Annotated in this window: 11 protein-coding genes; 6 read left to right on the top strand and 5 right to left on the bottom strand. The window is 65.8% G+C overall.

Annotated elements, in window-relative coordinates; genetic code table 11:
* Window positions 1-114: 114 nt before the first annotated feature.
* Window positions 115-2,583: a PhoX family protein gene (locus AC4D6D_RS13735; protein ID WP_491325735.1), complete on the top strand. Its 2,469-nt coding sequence runs from the start codon at window positions 115-117 to the stop codon at window positions 2,581-2,583.
* Between the two features lie 191 nt (window positions 2,584-2,774).
* The gene (locus AC4D6D_RS13730) at window positions 2,775-4,145 is read left to right on the top strand and encodes an aromatic ring-hydroxylating oxygenase subunit alpha (RefSeq protein WP_491327252.1); all 1,371 of its coding nucleotides are present in this window, start codon (window positions 2,775-2,777) and stop codon (window positions 4,143-4,145) included.
* A gap of 6 nt (window positions 4,146-4,151) precedes the next feature.
* Here AC4D6D_RS13730 and AC4D6D_RS13725 read toward each other — a convergent pair whose 3' ends face one another.
* From AC4D6D_RS13725 to AC4D6D_RS13715, 3 genes are read right to left on the bottom strand one after another with little or no spacing between them, the layout of a single operon-like run.
* Window positions 4,152-5,000 carry a sulfotransferase family protein gene (locus AC4D6D_RS13725; protein WP_491325734.1) on the bottom strand — a complete coding sequence of 283 codons (849 nt, stop codon included), beginning with the start codon at window positions 4,998-5,000 and terminating at the stop codon, window positions 4,152-4,154.
* Window positions 4,997-6,250 carry a DegT/DnrJ/EryC1/StrS family aminotransferase gene (locus AC4D6D_RS13720; RefSeq protein ID WP_491325733.1) on the bottom strand — a complete coding sequence of 418 codons (1,254 nt, stop codon included), beginning with the start codon at window positions 6,248-6,250 and terminating at the stop codon, window positions 4,997-4,999. Before AC4D6D_RS13720 ends, AC4D6D_RS13725 begins: the two co-directional genes overlap by 4 nt.
* A gap of 13 nt (window positions 6,251-6,263) precedes the next feature.
* Entirely contained in the window at window positions 6,264-8,363 is a 2,100-nt protein-coding gene (locus AC4D6D_RS13715) for a polysaccharide biosynthesis protein (protein WP_491325732.1), read from the bottom strand.
* A 484-nt stretch (window positions 8,364-8,847) separates the two neighbouring features.
* On the opposite strand from AC4D6D_RS13715, the gene AC4D6D_RS13710 reads away from it, so the two are divergent.
* From AC4D6D_RS13710 to AC4D6D_RS13695, 4 genes are all read left to right on the top strand, one after another.
* A complete protein-coding gene (locus tag AC4D6D_RS13710) occupies window positions 8,848-10,083 on the top strand; it encodes a glycosyltransferase family 4 protein (RefSeq protein ID WP_491325731.1) in 1,236 nt (411 codons plus the stop codon).
* 16 nt (window positions 10,084-10,099) lie between these two features.
* Window positions 10,100-11,005, top strand: coding sequence for a methionyl-tRNA formyltransferase (locus AC4D6D_RS13705; RefSeq protein WP_491325730.1), 906 nt, complete (start codon window positions 10,100-10,102; stop codon window positions 11,003-11,005).
* A 3-nt stretch (window positions 11,006-11,008) separates the two neighbouring features.
* Window positions 11,009-11,692 carry a PIG-L deacetylase family protein gene (locus tag AC4D6D_RS13700; RefSeq protein ID WP_491325729.1) on the top strand — a complete coding sequence of 228 codons (684 nt, stop codon included), beginning with the start codon at window positions 11,009-11,011 and terminating at the stop codon, window positions 11,690-11,692.
* 973 nt (window positions 11,693-12,665) lie between these two features.
* Window positions 12,666-13,406: a response regulator transcription factor gene (locus AC4D6D_RS13695; RefSeq protein ID WP_186829987.1), complete on the top strand. Its 741-nt coding sequence runs from the start codon at window positions 12,666-12,668 to the stop codon at window positions 13,404-13,406.
* Between the two features lie 64 nt (window positions 13,407-13,470).
* Here AC4D6D_RS13695 and AC4D6D_RS13690 read toward each other — a convergent pair whose 3' ends face one another.
* Window positions 13,471-14,397 (bottom strand): formylglycine-generating enzyme family protein, encoded by a 927-nt coding sequence (locus AC4D6D_RS13690; RefSeq protein WP_491327251.1) that lies wholly within the window; start codon window positions 14,395-14,397, stop codon window positions 13,471-13,473.
* Window positions 14,398-14,544: 147 nt separating this feature from the next.
* On the bottom strand, window positions 14,545-15,882 hold the full coding sequence (rlmN, locus tag AC4D6D_RS13685) for a 23S rRNA (adenine(2503)-C(2))-methyltransferase RlmN (protein WP_491325728.1): 1,338 nt from the start codon (window positions 15,880-15,882) through the stop codon (window positions 14,545-14,547).
* Between the last annotated feature and the right edge of the window lie 36 nt (window positions 15,883-15,918).

Genomic DNA, 15,918 nt, shown 5'->3' with positions numbered 1-15,918 from the left:
TTCGCGACATGGCTGTCGTGAAACCGCCATCGAACTGACGCGGAAATTGCGCTCAGTTGCCATGAAGCGCTTTTAGCAACGCCCCTGCGAATGTCGAAAGAACAGGGGCACACCATGACTGAAGGGCTTCCCGCCAACGGCTATACCGATGGCGATGTCGATACCAATCCCACCACCGAACGCTCGCTGGAAAGCATGGCAGCGGAGCGCTATTCGCGCCGTAAGGCCCTGTTCCGGGGCGCCGGTGCCACGACCATGGCCTTCATGGGCACGGCCCTGCTGGCAGCCTGCGGCGACGACGACGATCAGGAAGGCGTGTCCGTCAGCGCCGGTGCCAATGCGGCGACCAGCGCGGGCCGCGTCGTCACGCTGACCGGCAGCCCGGAGAACGGCTACGGCGGCTACCGGACCGGTTGGGCGCAGACCTCCGGCACGACCGTCGAACTGATCGGCTCCGGCTCGAAGGTGACGTTCATCGCGCCTGCGGTTGCCGCAGCGACCGATCTGGTCTTCACGTTCACCGCCACCGACAGCCTCGGCAAGGCACGCACCGGCACCACGACGATACGCGTCTCGCCGGGCGTGCTGGGCTTCACCGCCGTCGCCCATAGCCTGGCGGACGTGGTGAAGGTGCCGACCGGCTATTCGGTGACGGTGATGACCCGCCTCGGCGATCCTCTCGCCACCGGGGTTTCGGCCTATGCCAACGACGGTTCGGACACGAACTTCGCCCAGCGCATCGGCGACCACGGCGACGGCCTGCACTTCTTCGGCCTTTCGGCGGCGGGCGGCCGTGACGACAACAGCTCCACGCGCGGCCTCATGGTGCAGAACCACGAGAACCTGAACGTCCAGTACCTCCACCGGAATGGGCCGACCAACGTCTCCACCGGCCCGCGTCCGGCGGCCGAGGCGATCAAGGAGATCGAGGCGCACGGCGTTTCGGTGTCGGAATATGTCGATGCGGGCAACCGCAAGTGGTCCTACGTTCCCACCGGCAATCTCAACCGCCGCATCACCCCGAACACGCCGATGACCTTCCACGGCCCCGCCGCCGGTTCGGCGCTGCTCGTCACCGCCTATTCGACGAACGGCACCGCCGGTCGCGGCACGATCAACAACTGCGCCAACGGCATGACCCCCTGGGCCACCAACCTCACCTGCGAGGAAAACTGGGCCGGTTACTTCCGCCGCGACACTGCGGACGATGCCAAGCGCAGCGTCCGCGAGATGACCGCGCTGGCGCGTTTCGGCGTGACCAGCCGTACCGGCAACTTCGCCTGGTCCTTCGCGGATTCCACCGACTCGATCTACACCAAGTGGAACGCGACGATCACCGGCGCCACGGCGGCGGACGACTATCGCAACGAGCCGAACCAGTACGGCTGGGTGGTCGAGATCGATCCCTACGATCGCGCCTCGGCCCCGCGCAAGCGGACCGCGCTGGGCCGCATGGGCCATGAGGGCGCCTTCGTGCGCGCCGTGAACGGCCAGAAGCTGGGCGTTTACATGGGCGACGACTCGCGCCGCGAATATCTCTACAAGTTCGTGTCCTCGGCAACTTATGCCGCCGCCGACGCGGCTTCGACCAGCCGCCTCGCCATGGGCGACAAGTACCTCGACACCGGCACGCTCTATGTGGCGAAGTTCAATGCCGACGGCAGCGGCCAGTGGCTGCCGCTGGTGTTCGGCTCGGTGCCGAACCGTCCGGCAAGCGGCTCGACGCCCGAATATGTCTTCGCCGACCAGGCCGACATTCTCGTCAACACCCGCCTGGCCGCAGACGCCCTGGGCGCGACGCCGATGGATCGTCCGGAATGGACGGCAGGCAACCCGGTGACCGGCGAGATCTATCTCACGCTCACCAACAACAATGCCGCCGGGCGTCCGCTCACCGGCACCGATGCCGCCAACCCGCGCCACTACAACGACCCCAAGGGCGCTGCGAAAACCGCGCAGTACGGCAACCCGAACGGCCACATCGTCCGCCTGCGCGAGGACGGCGACACCACCGCCGCCACGACCTTCAAGTGGGACATCTACCTGTTCGGCGCCGATGCCGCCGATGCCGGGGCGAACGTCAACATCTCGGGCCTGACCGCCGACAACGACTTCTCCAGCCCGGACGGTTGCTACTTCTCGCGCGCCACCAATCCGGCGGGGCAGTTCAATCCGGTGCTCTGGATCGAGACCGACGACAGTGCCCTGACCGATCGTACCAACTGCATGCTGCTGGCGGCGATCCCCGGCCGTGTCGGCGACGGCGGCGCGAAGACGATCACCAACACCGACTTGAACGGCGCCACCGCCACCCAGGCGACCGTGGTCGGGGCTCCGGCGACGGCGGCCAACCTGCGGCGCTTCCTGGTCGGCCCGGTCCAGTGCGAGATCACCGGCATCGACTCGACCCCGGACGGTCGCACGCTCTTCGTCGGCATCCAGCATCCCGGCGAGGACGGTACTCCGACGGCCCCGTCAAGCCACTGGCCCGACAGCCAGACCGGCACGCCCGCCGCGACCGTGCGCCCGCGTTCGGCGGTCATCGCGATCACCAAGGATGACGGGGGTGTCATCGCGCTCTGATCGCAAGACCGGATGAAAGGGAAGGGCGCGCCTGCGGGTGCGCCCTTTTCCATTTGTATCGCAGGGGCGTTGCGGTGGCCCGGTTCTGCGGTGGAACTGGTCCCCACGATGGCTTAATGAACAGACCTGTTGATAACAGGAGAGGCCACGTGAAAGAGACGGGCACCAAGGCAAGCTTGACCGCGCAGCACATGGACGAGGAACGCCTCGCCACCTACCCCACCACCGCCTTCCTCTCGAAGGACTACCTTGCGGCGGAAAAGAAGCTGCTCTGGCCCAAGGTCTGGCAGATGGTGGAGCGCGAAAGCGACCTGCCCGATCCGGGCGACTGGATGACGTACGACGTCGCCGACGAATCGGTCATCGTCCTGCGCAAGGACGACGGCGCGCTGAAAGCCTTCCACAACGTCTGCCCGCATCGCGGCCGCCAGCTCGTCTCGGTGCCGGACATGCTGCCGGGCAAAGTGCACGACGTGCGCGGCAACCACCGCAAGAGCTTCATCTGCGGCTTCCACGGCTGGACGTTCGACCTCGACGGAAACAACACCTACATCCTCGACCCGCAGGACTGGAAGGGCAAGCTCACGCCGGAGATGACCTGCCTGTCGGAGGTGCAGGTCGATACCTGGGGCGGCTACATCTACATCTCGATGGACCCCGATGCGGTGCCGCTGAAGGAATGGATGGGCCGCGCGGGGGAAATCCTCGGGCACTTCGATCTTGCCGGGATGCACTACAAGTGGCGCCAGTGGGCGATCTACGATTGCAACTGGAAGACCGCGATCGAGGCCTTCCTCGAACCCTATCACGTCGCCGGCACCCACACACAGCTCCTGGCCTATGGCGATTACTATGCGCTGTCCAAGCAGTACGGGTTGCACTCGGTTTCCAGCTACGACACCCGCGAGAGCAAGTTCCAGATGAGCGAAAGCGCCGGCACCACCCGCGCCGGCAAGGGAGACGACGCCCGCGTTTCCACCTACGAACTGATCCGCGAGAACTACGAGACGGTGAACTACTCCGCCTCCACCGAAACGCTGGTCAACGCCGCCAGCCGTCTGGTGGACGAACTGCCCGAAACCGCCACGCCGGGCGAGATCATCGCTCACTGGCTCAAGTCCGCGAAAGCCGACGATGCCGCGCGCGGGGTGGTCTGGCCGGAGGTCCCGCCGGAGATCAAGAAGGAGGGCGGCCTCGCCTGGGGCCTGTTCCCCAACCAGAACATCCTCCACGGCGAGACTTTCGCGCTCTGCTACCGCGTGCGGCCCTATGGCAACGATCCGGACAAGTGCATCTTCGAAAGCTACGCCCTCGAACGCTTCCCCGAGGGGGCGGCGCCGCAGACCGAGTGGGTCTATGCCGATCCCATCGGCGAGCACTGGGGCTCGGTGCTGGCGCAGGACTTCTCGAACATGCAGTTCGTGCAGAAGGGCATGAAGTCCAGCGGCTTCCGCGGCCCGCTGCCCAATCCGCATCAGGAGCAGAAGGTCATCAACCTCCACCGCAACCTGGCGAATTTCATGGACGGCATGGGCGCGCCGACCCGGCTGGAGGTGGAGTGAGCGGACTCACGCCGCCGTTCGTGCCGAGTTCTTCCAGCGGGCAAGGTCGAGACCGCAGATCGCCTCCAGCGTTTCCACGTCGCGCGCGTAGAAATCCTGGATCTGCTCGCGCAGGCCCGGCGCGAGCGGCGGATAAGCGATCTCGCGGGCGAGCAGCGAGCGGACGTTCTCGAACATCGCGGTACCGCGCAGCGGGCGTACCGTGTCCTTGAGTGGCGCCAGCGCCTTGCGCAGCGGCAGCGGCAGGATGGCGGAGCGGCTGCTGTTTTCCGCGGTGGCGGCATTTTCCGCGCGGAACACCGGCGCGACGCCGATATGCCGCGACACCGTCTCGACGATCCGCTGCGGCTGCACGGCAACGTCCTCGTAGAGGTAGATCAGGATCTGCTCGCGCGGGAACAGGTCGTACCAGCGGGCGAGATGGCGCGCGTAGAGGCCATCCTGAAGGAAGCGCGGATAGGCACTGTCGAGCGAGCGCAGATATTCCTCGGGCGGCCCTTTCACGGTGCCGCGCCGGTAGAGCATCTTGTAGTCGGAATAGGCGCGCTCCACCGGGTTGCGCAGTTGCAGCACGAGGCGGGTCTGCGGCAGGACGCGGGCAATGCGCTGGGCGGCGAGGGGGTGGGCGAGATAGTCCGCCGACTTCTCCCCGATCAGTTGCACGCCGTCCGGACGGTTCGCGAAGAAGCCGCGATACCAGTCCTCGCCGCGATCGAATTCCGAGCTGAAGTAGTGCGGCTCCGGATCGGGCATGTAGATCGCCGGATTGTCCTGAAGCCGCGCCTGAATCCAGGTCGTGGCGGCCTTGACCGCGCCGATGACGATGAAGCGGGGTTGCCAGTCGGGAGCCATCATAGCGCACTCGTCTCCATCATCGTCTCTTTCAGGGCTGCGGCCATGCGCAGCATGTCCTGTTCGTCCAGCGTATGATCGACCGGGAACAGCAGTGTCCTGCGGCCGAGATCGACGGCATGGGCCAGCATGCCGTCGCGGCGGATCGGCAGGCCGGACAGGGCATGCTCGCGGCTCATGTCCGGGCAGGAGCCGCTGCCCGCCGGAATGCCGCGCGCGATCAGGCCCGCCAGCACGGTGCGGCGGCGTTCCTCAACCCGGTCCGCGGGGCCTTCGAGGCGCAAGGTGAACTTGTACCAGGCATGGCCGATTTCGGCGGGTGGTTCGGGCAGCAGGAGGCCGGGCACCCCGACGAGGGCTTCACGCAGCGTCTCGGCATTGCGGCGGCGTGCCTCCAGCCAGCGGGGCAGCTTGCCGAGCTGGCAGCGCCCGAGCGCGGCCTGCATCTCGGTCATGCGGTAGTTCGAACCGGGGGTGTCGTGGATGTAGCGGAACGCGCCCGGTGTACCGGCGCCGTCGGTGACTTTGCGGTAGCTCTTGCCGTGGTCCTTGAACGACCAGCCCCGCAGCCAGGCCTCGTGGTCGCGCAAGAGCAGCAACCCGCCTTCGCCGCCGGTGGACAGGATCTTGTCGGTGCAGAACGAGAAGGATGAGGCCGCCCCGAACGAGCCGACCTGCCGCCCGCGCCAGGTAGCGCCGTGGGCCTGCGCGCAGTCCTCGATCAGGTGGAGACCGTGGTCGTCGCAGATCCGGCCGAGCGCGTCCATGTCGCAGGGCCAGCCGCCGAGGTGGACGCAGATCACCGCGCGGGTGGCGGGCGTCACCATGCGTGCGACCGATGCGGGATCGATGTTCTGGCTGACCGGATCGACATCGGCGAAGACCGGCAGCGCGCCGACCGCCAGCACGCAGCTGGCCGTGGCGAAGAAGCTGCGGGCGGGAACGATCACTTCATGCCCCGGCCCGACCCCGAGCGCGCGCAGCGCCACTTCCAGCGTCAGCGTGCCGTTGGCGAGACAGAGTCCCTCGGGCATGCCGACGAAGCGCGCGAAGTCCGCCGCGAAGGCGCGGTTCTGCTCACCGTGGACGAGGGCATTGACCTTGCCCGAACGCAGGACATGGGCGACCGCCTCGATCTCGTCCGGCTCGTGCCGGGGCCAGAGCGAGCGCACGGCGCGGGGAGCGGGTTCGCTGCGGAAGGTTTCCGGCGCCGGGGACGAATCCTCGATTCCGGGGAGGCTTGCCAGATTCACGGATGGTTTCTCCTCAGGCCTTAACGGGTTCGCCGGTGCCCTGCGGACGGTGCAGGCCGGAGTTCTCGACCACTTCGAAACCGGCGCTGCCGCTCGGCACCTTGACTAGGGTATGGGTGATCCGCCGCGCCTCGACATGGTCGCCAAGGTCCACCGCGCGGGCGAGCCGGTCGATGCTGCGCGAGATGAAGGGCAGGGGGATCGGCTTGGACTGGGCCTCGAAGATGCCCTTGATGCCGGAGGGCAGCTGCTCCTCGCAGATGTCGAACAGCTCCTCGTAGAGCTTCTCGCCGGGGCGCAGGCCGACGAATTCGACCGGCACGTCGATCTCCGGCTGGAGGCCGTAGAGCCGGATCATCCGGTAGGCGAGGTCGACGATCCGCACCGCCTTGCCCATGTCGAGCACGAAGATCGTGCCGCGCTGGGAATTCTGGCTGAGCGCCGCCGAACTGCTCTGGAGGATCAGCTGCACCGCCTCGCGCACGGTCATGAAGAAGCGTTCGATGTCGGGGTGCGTCACCGTCAGCGCGCGGCCTTCGCGAAGCTGGCGGTGGAACAGCGGGACGATCGAACCGCTCGATCCCAGCACGTTGCCGAAGCGCACGGTCATGAAGCGGGGGGCCTCGGGATCGTCCACCCCGCACATGTCGAGCGCCTGGCTGTAGAGTTCGCCCACGCGCTTGGTCGCGCCCATCATGCCCACCGGGTTCACCGCCTTGTCGGTGGAGACCTGGACCATGGCCTTGGCCGAGAACTCGCAGACCGCGTCGGCAACGATCCGGGTGCCGAGGATATTGGTATGGACCCCGGCGCAAGGGTTGGCCTCGACGATCGGCACATGCTTGAGCGCGGCGGCGTGGTAGACGATCACCGGACGGTGCTTCTCGAAGACCCGGCGCACGTCGTCGCGCTCGCGGATGTTGCAAAGCTCGGGCTGGACGTCGAGATCGGGATACTGCTCGCGCAGCTTCATCTCGATGGCGTAGAGGTGGTATTCGCTGTGTTCGACCAGCACCAGCCGCGAGGGGCGGAAGCTGGCGAGCTGCCAGCACAGTTCGCCGCCGATCGTGCCGCCCGCGCCGGTGACGAGCACGCACTTGCCGGTGATCTGGCTGGTGATCTGCTCGCCTTCCAGCGTGAATTCGCTGCGGCCGAGCAGGTCCTTCACCGAAAGCTCGTCGGGCGAGGCGCCGTGGTTGCGCTGGAGGATATGGCTCCAGCCATCGCGGATGCGCGAGAGTTCGAGGCCGAGATTGCGCGCGCGCGAGGTCAGCCGCGCCATCTCGCGGTTGGACAGGTCGGTGCCGTCGTCGCAGGCGATCACCAGCGAGGGGCGGCGGCCTTGCAGTTCCAGCGTCTCGACCGCATGGGCAAGGTCGTCGTGGCTGCCGAGCACCGGCACGCTGGCGATCTGTTGCAGGGTATCGTTGTCGGCGGGCAGCAGGATGCCGGTGACGAAGAAGCTGGGCGTGGTCTCGCGCCTCAGCATCTCGACGATCGAGAGCACCCAGTCCGGCGAGCCGACCAGCAGCGCGCCGCGCAGGTTCTTGCTGTCGATATGGGCGGGCAGGACCTTGGCGGTATGGGTCAGCTTCTCGCGGAGCGCGCGGCGGGCGCCGCGCACGAAGAACAGCGCGGTCATCGCGAAGAGCCACTGGGCCAGGGCGATGTCCACCAGCTGGCCGCGCTCGGCCCGGACGCCCGGCACGATCATGATCGCCACCCAGGCGAGCGCGAAGGCCGGAACCGTCAGCATCGCCAGCTGGATCGCATGGGAAAAGCTGAAGAAGCGCCAGGATCGGCGATAGATCCCGGCTGTGTAGAACACCCCGATCACAACGAGCGCAAAGGACAGGATCGCGCCGAGATGGCCGTCCGACTTGGGAAAGCCGGTCTTGCCGATCAGTTCGAACGCCAGCGCCAGCGTCAGCGAAAGCACCACGAAGTCGATCGTCATCAGCACGGTGTTGCGGAAGGTGCGGCGCAGGCTGAACTGCGCGGAGCCGCTGCGCGTCCGTCCGCCCGCCGAACCCAGCTTGCGCACCCGCAGGAAGCGGCTTCCGGACCCTGCGGCAACCGTCGCGGCACTGCTTGGCGTAGCGGCATGGCTCATTGCGTCGACCTTCTCGGCTTTGTCTGGTCAGGTCCCGGATCGCGCTTCGCCGCCATGCTTTCTTTCCTTCCGGTTTTTCGGACCTGCCCTTGCGGGACTTGGTCGTCAGGGCCGGAAAGCAAGCACGGGGCCGCACCCGGCCTCATGGATTCATGATCTATTGACCATTTCCGGGGCACGCACTTGTGCATGAAGCCATCAGCCGTAATTGCCGCTCCCCTTGCGAAGGGGGCGCGATTTCGACTGTCGGACAGGGACCTGATCCAAAGGGAGCGGGCCGGGCGGCGGCTATCCCGCCCTTAATCGCCGCAGGTCATCTCGAAGGGCTATCAGCCGATTAGTCGGCTTGCGGTCGGCGGTCCGAGGGCCATCATTCAGGGCGAAGGGATGGGGGCACTTACGCGGGGGCGTGGTGGCTGCCTCACGGCACACCATCCGCAAGTCAGGCCGTAAGTCTGGCCGTCAGCCTGGGGCTCGATCACGCATGAAAATACTCGTCCTTTCCAGCCTGGCCTATTCGCTCACCAATTTCCGGGGCGCGCTGCTGCGGGAGCTGAAAGCGAACGGGCACGAGGTCGTCGCCGTGGCGCCCGACCGGAATGCCGCCGTGGAGCAGGACCTGTCCGCCTGGGGCGTTGCCTTCCGGATCGTGCCGATGGCGCGCACCGGCACCAATCCGCTGAAGGACGCAGCGCTGCTCTCCGCTTATGTGAAGCTGATGATGGCGGAAAAGCCGGACCTCGTGCTGGCCTATACGCAGAAGCCGATAATCTACGGCGGGATTGCCGCGCGGATGCTCTGCGTGCCGCGCTTCTTCGCGCTGATGTCGGGCCTCGGCTATGTCTTTAGCGAGGACAGCAAGGCACGCAAGGGCCTGCGCTGGGCAGTAACGCGGCTCTATCGCGAGTCGGTGCGCCGGGCGCGCGGGGTCTTCGTATTCAATGCCGACGACCGGCAGGACATGATCGACCTCGGCATCGTTTCCCCGCGCCAGAACGTGATCCAGGTGCCCGGCTCGGGCGTCGATCTCGACCGCTTCCGCCTGGAACCATTGCCGCGCGGACGCCTGCGCTTCCTCTTGGTCGGCCGCCTGATGCGCGACAAGGGCATCTACGAATTCGTCGAGGCGGCGCGGCAGCTCAAGCTCGATCATCCGGAAGTCGAGTTCTGCGTGCTCGGCCATTACGAGCGGGCCAATCCCACCGGGATCGACGAAGTGGAATGCGCCCGGCTGGCGCGCCAGTTCCCGGTCCAGTTCATTCCCGGCACCAGCGACGTGCGGCCCTATCTGGCCAGCAGCTCGGTCTTCGTGCTGCCCTCCTACTACCGCGAGGGCCTGCCGCGCACGATCCTCGAAGCCATGGCGACCGGGCGTCCGATCATCACCACCGACATGCCCGGCTGCCGCGAACCGGTGATCGAGGGGGAGAACGGCTTCCTGGTGGCGCCGCGCGACGTGGGTGCGCTCAAGGCGGCGATGCAGCGCTTCATCGAGGCGCCGTCGCTGGTGACGAGCATGGCCGCCCGTTCGCGCGACCTTGCCGAGAAGATCTACGACGTGCGCAAGGTGAACCACCAGTTGCTCGACGAGATGGACCTCCTGCGCGAACCCTGGAACGAACCGGCGACGATCCGCACGCAGCCTTCGCCCAGTGACGACCTTCCGCCCGAAACCGCCCCCGTGCACAGCGCCGGGCCTTCGCGGGCGGTGGCGGGCTGAGATCGGGAGGGGGCAAATGCGGGCTGTCGTGATCGGGGCCGTGGGAAGTACCCAGGTCCTCGTGGAAGAACTCGCCGCTGCGGCGGACTGGGACCTGACCATGGTCGGAACCCTGCCGCCCGAACTCCACGGGCGCCATTCCGACCTCGTGGACATGGCGCCGTTTGCCGAGCAGGCCGGGGCGCGGCTGTTCCCGATCGCGCGCACCAACGATCCCGAGGTTCTCGAACAGGTCCGCGCCGAGCGGCCGGACTATGTCTTCGTGGTCGGCTGGTCGCAGATCGTCGGGCCGGAGTTCCTGTCGATCGCTGCGAAAGGCGCGATCGGCTATCATCCGGCACCGCTGCCGCGCCTGCGCGGGCGGGCGGCGATTCCCTGGACGATCCTGCTGGACGAGCCGATCTCCGCCTCCAGCCTGTTCTGGATCGCGGAAGGCACCGACGACGGCGACATCCTCGACCAGCATTACTTCCACTTGGCTCGCGACGAGACCGCCCAAAGCCTCTATGACAAGCACATGGACGCCCTGCGCGCGATGCTGCGCACGGCGCTGCCCCGGCTGGCGGCAGGCGAGCAGCCGCGCGAGGTGCAGGACGAGCGCTATGCCACCTGGGCGACCAGGCGCACCCCCGCCGACGGGCTGATCGACTGGCGCGATCCGGCAGTCGCCATCGACCGCCTCGTCCGCGCGGTGGGGCGGCCCTATCCGGGCGCCTTCACCCATGTTTCCGGGCGCAAGCTGACGGTCTGGGCGACCCGCCCGGTCGGCGGCGGCGAGCGGCACCACGCCATTCCGGGTCAGGTCATGGCCAGCCGCGACGGCCTCCTGACCGTGCAGACCGGCGATGGCCTTCTCGAACTGACCGACTGGGAGCTTGCCGAGGGCAAGCCTCCGGCCCTCCATGCCGTGCTGAAAGGATAACCGGTGCCTCTCGATCACTATGGAAAGGTGCTGGTCGTCGCGCCGCATCCCGATGACGAGATCCTCGGCTGCGGCGGCACGATGGCGCGCATGGCGGCGGCGGGGATGGACGTGCAGGTCGTGGTCGTCACCAGCGGACGGCCTCCGGCCTTCTCGGAAGAGGGCGTGGCAAAGGTCCAGGCGGAGATGCGCCGGGCGCACGAACATATCGGCGTCGGCGAAGTGCACATGCTGGATTTTCCGGCCGCCTCGCTCGACATCGTGCCTGCCGCCGAACTCAATGCCGCGCTCGGCCGGGTGGTGCGCGCGGTGCAGCCGGACACGCTCTTCGTGCCGTTCCTGGGGGACATCCATCAGGACCATCAGCTGGCGTTCCTCGCCGCGATGGTCGCGGCCCGCCCGCGCGACCGCACGGTGCCGACGCGGGTGCTCGCCTACGAGACGCTGTCCGAGACCAACTGGTACGCGGCGCCGCTGACCCCGCCTTTCGTGCCCAACGTCCACATCGACATCGCCGCCACGCTGCAACGCAAGCTGGATGCCTTCGCAATGTTCGAAAGCCAGCTCCGCGACTTTCCCGACGAGCGATCGCTCATCACCATCGAGGCGCTGGCCCGTCTACGCGGATCGACGGTCTTTGCCGAAGCCGCCGAGGGCTTCGTGCTGGTCCGCGCCATCGAGCGCTGAAGTCTGCCCGGCGCAGCGATTTTCCGCCCAAAGCGCGATCTCGCCAAAATAACGGACGGTTGTTCTCCCGCGTCTGGCAAGCACAACTCCGGATTATTCGGAGGGTATTCCCCTGTATAGTAGATGAATACTTTTCCTGAGCCGTCGCGGGCGCCTCATGCGCGATCGCACAGGCGGTCCTCCGCTGCGCTGTAAAACGGGAATGGAAAGCCGCAAACGGAAGTCAGGTTAGTTTACCGAATAAGCAGAGATGTTCGGAGCGTATGCCCCATACCGCAGTGCCGCATAACCCCGCGATCGAATTCCGATGCCCGCTGCGTACCTGCTCCGATCTGCTGCAATGAAGGCGCGAATTTCCATACGCCACGCCGCTTGTCGCGGGCGGCGCAGTCGATTGCAAGGAAACGGCGAGTCGCGCCGCGGAAATGCTGGCTTGGCAGGGAATCGGACGGTGCCGATGGGTGGGAAAAGTTGAAGCCGATTCACCTTGACAGGCGGCGCTTCACAAGGGGGTAGCTAACTCTTGTAAGTTAACCGATTGAAAAAATAGAACTTAATCCATTACCTACCTCTTTTGGGGTAGAGTGTACCAGAATTATACGTTCGACTCCCGCAAGCCCAGAATGAAATTTTGGAAAGCGTGGTTATCCCACTGATCAAAGGAGGAATTTGGAAATATCGTAATGACTGTTAGGGGTCTCAATTGCACCACGGCGCCCCCTCGACTTGAAGACGAGGATATGTTCTAAGATGATCTACCTAAGGAGTGGGTGGAAATAGGGGGCATACAAAGGGGGCTCGCCATTTCTGGCACGGTCATCCGGCGATTGTCGTTGATTTTCTGATATGGGATTTCCTTAGGTGAAATCCTTGGCCGATCCGTCCTGCGCATCCGCTTGACGGTATCTGCCCCAAAAAAATGAAAAAAAGACAATGGGTCGTCCGTATTTCCGTTATTCAGGAGAGAAAGACGATGTCGACTTTTGATGAAGTGTCCGTGAGCATTGTCGGTTTCAACTCCCTCGTAAGGGAGGGGATCTGCAAGATCCTCGACAAGTGCGAATTCAAGTGCACCCGGTTCTTCAAGGACTGTGACGCGGTGCTCAGCGACAGTAACATGCCGCCGGTGGGCCTCACGGTTTTCGACATGGGAACCTGCGGCGACCTGCTCGAATGCCTTCCCGCCATGAAGGAACGCCATCCGCAGATGCGGGCGGTGCTGCTGACCGACGAATTCGACTTCGGCCAGATGGTGGAGGCCTTCCAGCTCGGCGCCCATGCCTTCCTGCTGAAGGAAATCGGCTCCGAACCGCTGATCGAGTCGCTGCGATTGGTTAACCAAGGTGAAAAGGTATTGCCGAGCGCGCTGCTCCAGCACCTGCCGCAGAAGCAGATCATCGCCGAGGGCAAGGCCGAAGTGCAGGTCCAGCTCAGCGAGCTGCTTTCCGAACGCGAGATCGACACGCTGCGCTGCCTGGTCATGGGCTATCCCAACAAGGTTATCGCCTATCGCCTCGACATCAGCGAGGCGACCGTGAAGGTCCACGTCAAGGCGATCCTGCGCAAGCTGATGGTGCAGAACCGCACCCAGGCGGCGATCTGGGCGGTCAACCAGGGACTCATCACCCATGGCGGCGATTTCCGCGAAACCGGCGACTACGTGCCGGTCGAGGAAACCGTCCGCGCGCCGGTGGCGCTGGCTATCGCCCGCTAAGGCGGGCCGCGGGGCAAAGAACAGGGGGCCGGCCGAAGTCTCGGCCGGCCACTGGAACAGGGTTCTACTTTTCCCGAACGACGCAGCGGAAGCCGATATGCGTGGTTGCCGTGTCGATCATCTCGGGATGGCGCGCGGCGGGGCGATAGCGCTGGCAATAGTTCGCCGCGCAGAGATGCGAACCGCCCTTGATGACCTTGCGGCCGATCTTCACCAGCGGCTGGGCCGGGTCGAAACTTTCCTTCAGCTTCGCGCCCTTGGGATTGCTGATCGCGCAGCAGGAGCCGCCGGACTTCTTCGGCGCCTCGGGCCGCTCGGACCACCAGTCCCGCGTCCATTCCCAGGTATTGCCGATCATATCGTACAGGCCGTAGCCGTTGGCCGGGAAGCTGCGCACCGGCGAAGTGCGTTCCCAGCCGTCGAGGCACTGGTTGGCGAAGGGGAACAGCCCCTGCCAGTAGTTCGCCATCATCCGGCCTTCGGGCGCGAGTTCGTCGCCCCATGCGTAATCCGCGTCATCGAGGCCGCCTTTGGCCGCGAATTCGAACTCGGCTTCGGTGGGGAGGTCCTTGCCTGCCCACCGCGCATAGGCCTCGGCATCGGCGTAGGCGACGTGGACCACGGGATGATCCCAGAGATCGAGCGCCTCGACATCGCTGTCTGCACCCAGCGGATGGCGCCAGTCCGCACCGAATTCGAAGTTCCACCAATTGGCGGGATTGGTGGTATCCACCGGGGTCGCGGTCTTGCGGAACACCAGCGATCCGGCCTGCGCCATCTCGGGCGGCATGCCGGGATAGTCCTTGGGATCGGGCGCGATCTCGGCCACGGTCGTATAGCCGGTCGCTGCGACGAAGCGGGCGAAGTCGCGGTTGGTGACCGGAGCCTCGTCGATCCAGAAAGCGTCCACGGCGACTTTGCGCAGCGGCGCTTCCTCCGGGTAGAAGTTTTCCGATCCCATCGAAAAAGTGCCGCCCGGCACGCGGATCATGCCGCGCAGGCGTTCGCTGCCTTCGGCCGAAGTCGGGGGCAGGGTTTCGGTCATTCCAGGTCCTCTCAGTCGATCTCCGCCCTCTCTAGGGTCGCTTCGATCCCGCGCCAAATGCGTAATTTCAAAGCGGAGGGATCGGCCTGAACCTTACCCGAGTTCCTTTTCCTTCTCGGCGTAGAGACGCTCCAGTTCGGCGCGGCTTTTCTTCTCGGCGGCGGTCTTGAGCTGGCCGCAGGCCGCATCGATGTCGCGCCCGCGCGGGGTGCGCACCGGGGCGGAGATACCGCCCTTGAACACGATGTCCGAGAATGTCCTGATCCGCTCCGGCGTCGAGCATTCGTACTGCGCGCCGGGCCAGGGGTTGAACGGGATCAGGTTGACCTTGGCCGGAAGGTTGTACTTCTTCAGCAGGCGGACGAGTTCGTGCGCGTCGGCGTCGCTGTCGTTCTTGTCCTTGAGCATCACATACTCGAAAGTGATGCGGCGCGCGTTCGAGGCGCCCGGATAGTCGGCGCAGGCCTGGAGCAGGTCCTCGATGCCGTACTTCTTGTTGACCGGCACGATCTCGTCGCGGACTTCCTTGGTCACCGCGTGGAGCGAGACCGCCAGGTTCACGCCGATTTCCTCGCCGCAGCGGGCCATCTGCGGGATCACGCCCGAGGTCGAGAGGGTGATGCGGCGCTTCGACAGGGCAAGGCCGTCACCGTCCATCACCAGCTTGAGCGCATCGCGCACATTGTCGAAATTGTAGAGCGGCTCGCCCATGCCCATCATCACGATGTTGGTGAGCAGGCGGCCGTCGGAGGTGTAGCTGCCTTCCTCCTCGTCGTCGGCGGCATCCGCCCCCCTGATTTCCGCACCATCCACGCCATCCGCGAAGGCGAAGTCCATGCGGCCCTTGGGCCATTCGCCCAGCGTATCGCGCGCCAGCATGACCTGGCCGACGATCTCGCCCACCGTCAGGTTGCGCACGAGGCGCATGGTGCCGGTGTGGCAGAAGCGGCAGTTGAGCGTGCAGCCGACTTGCGAGGAGACGCAGAGTGTGCCGCGGTCGGCGTCGGGGATGAACACCATCTCGAAGTCGTGCGCGTCCGCCGTGCGCAGCAGCCACTTGCGGGTGCCGTCGCTGGAATGCTGGGCCTCGACGATTTCCGGACGACCGATCACGAAGCGCTCGGCGAGCCAGGGGCGCATGGTCTTGGCGATATCGGTCATCGCCTCGAACTCGGTGACGCCGCGGTGGTAGAGCCAGTGGTAGACCTGCTTGGCGCGCAGCTTGGCGGCCTTGGCGTCGAGACCGGCGCCTTCGAACAGTTCCGCGATCCGCTTCTTGGGCAGGCCGATCAGGTCCAGGCGGCCGTCCTCGCGCGGGGTCACGCCGTCCACGAGGTTCGGGCGGGGCACCGGCACGGGGTCGATATGGCCCGGGATCGGCATCGGGGCAGCGCCGTTGGCGCCGGGAAGGGTCTGGGTCGCGTCTGTCATGATTGGGCGGCCATATAGTGCATCCGGGGCGAAAAC

The sequence above is a fragment of the Novosphingobium sp. BF6 genome, from assembly GCF_058273105.1.
Note: the sequence above shows the minus strand (reverse complement) of the source record. Positions and strands in the feature narration are given on the sequence as shown.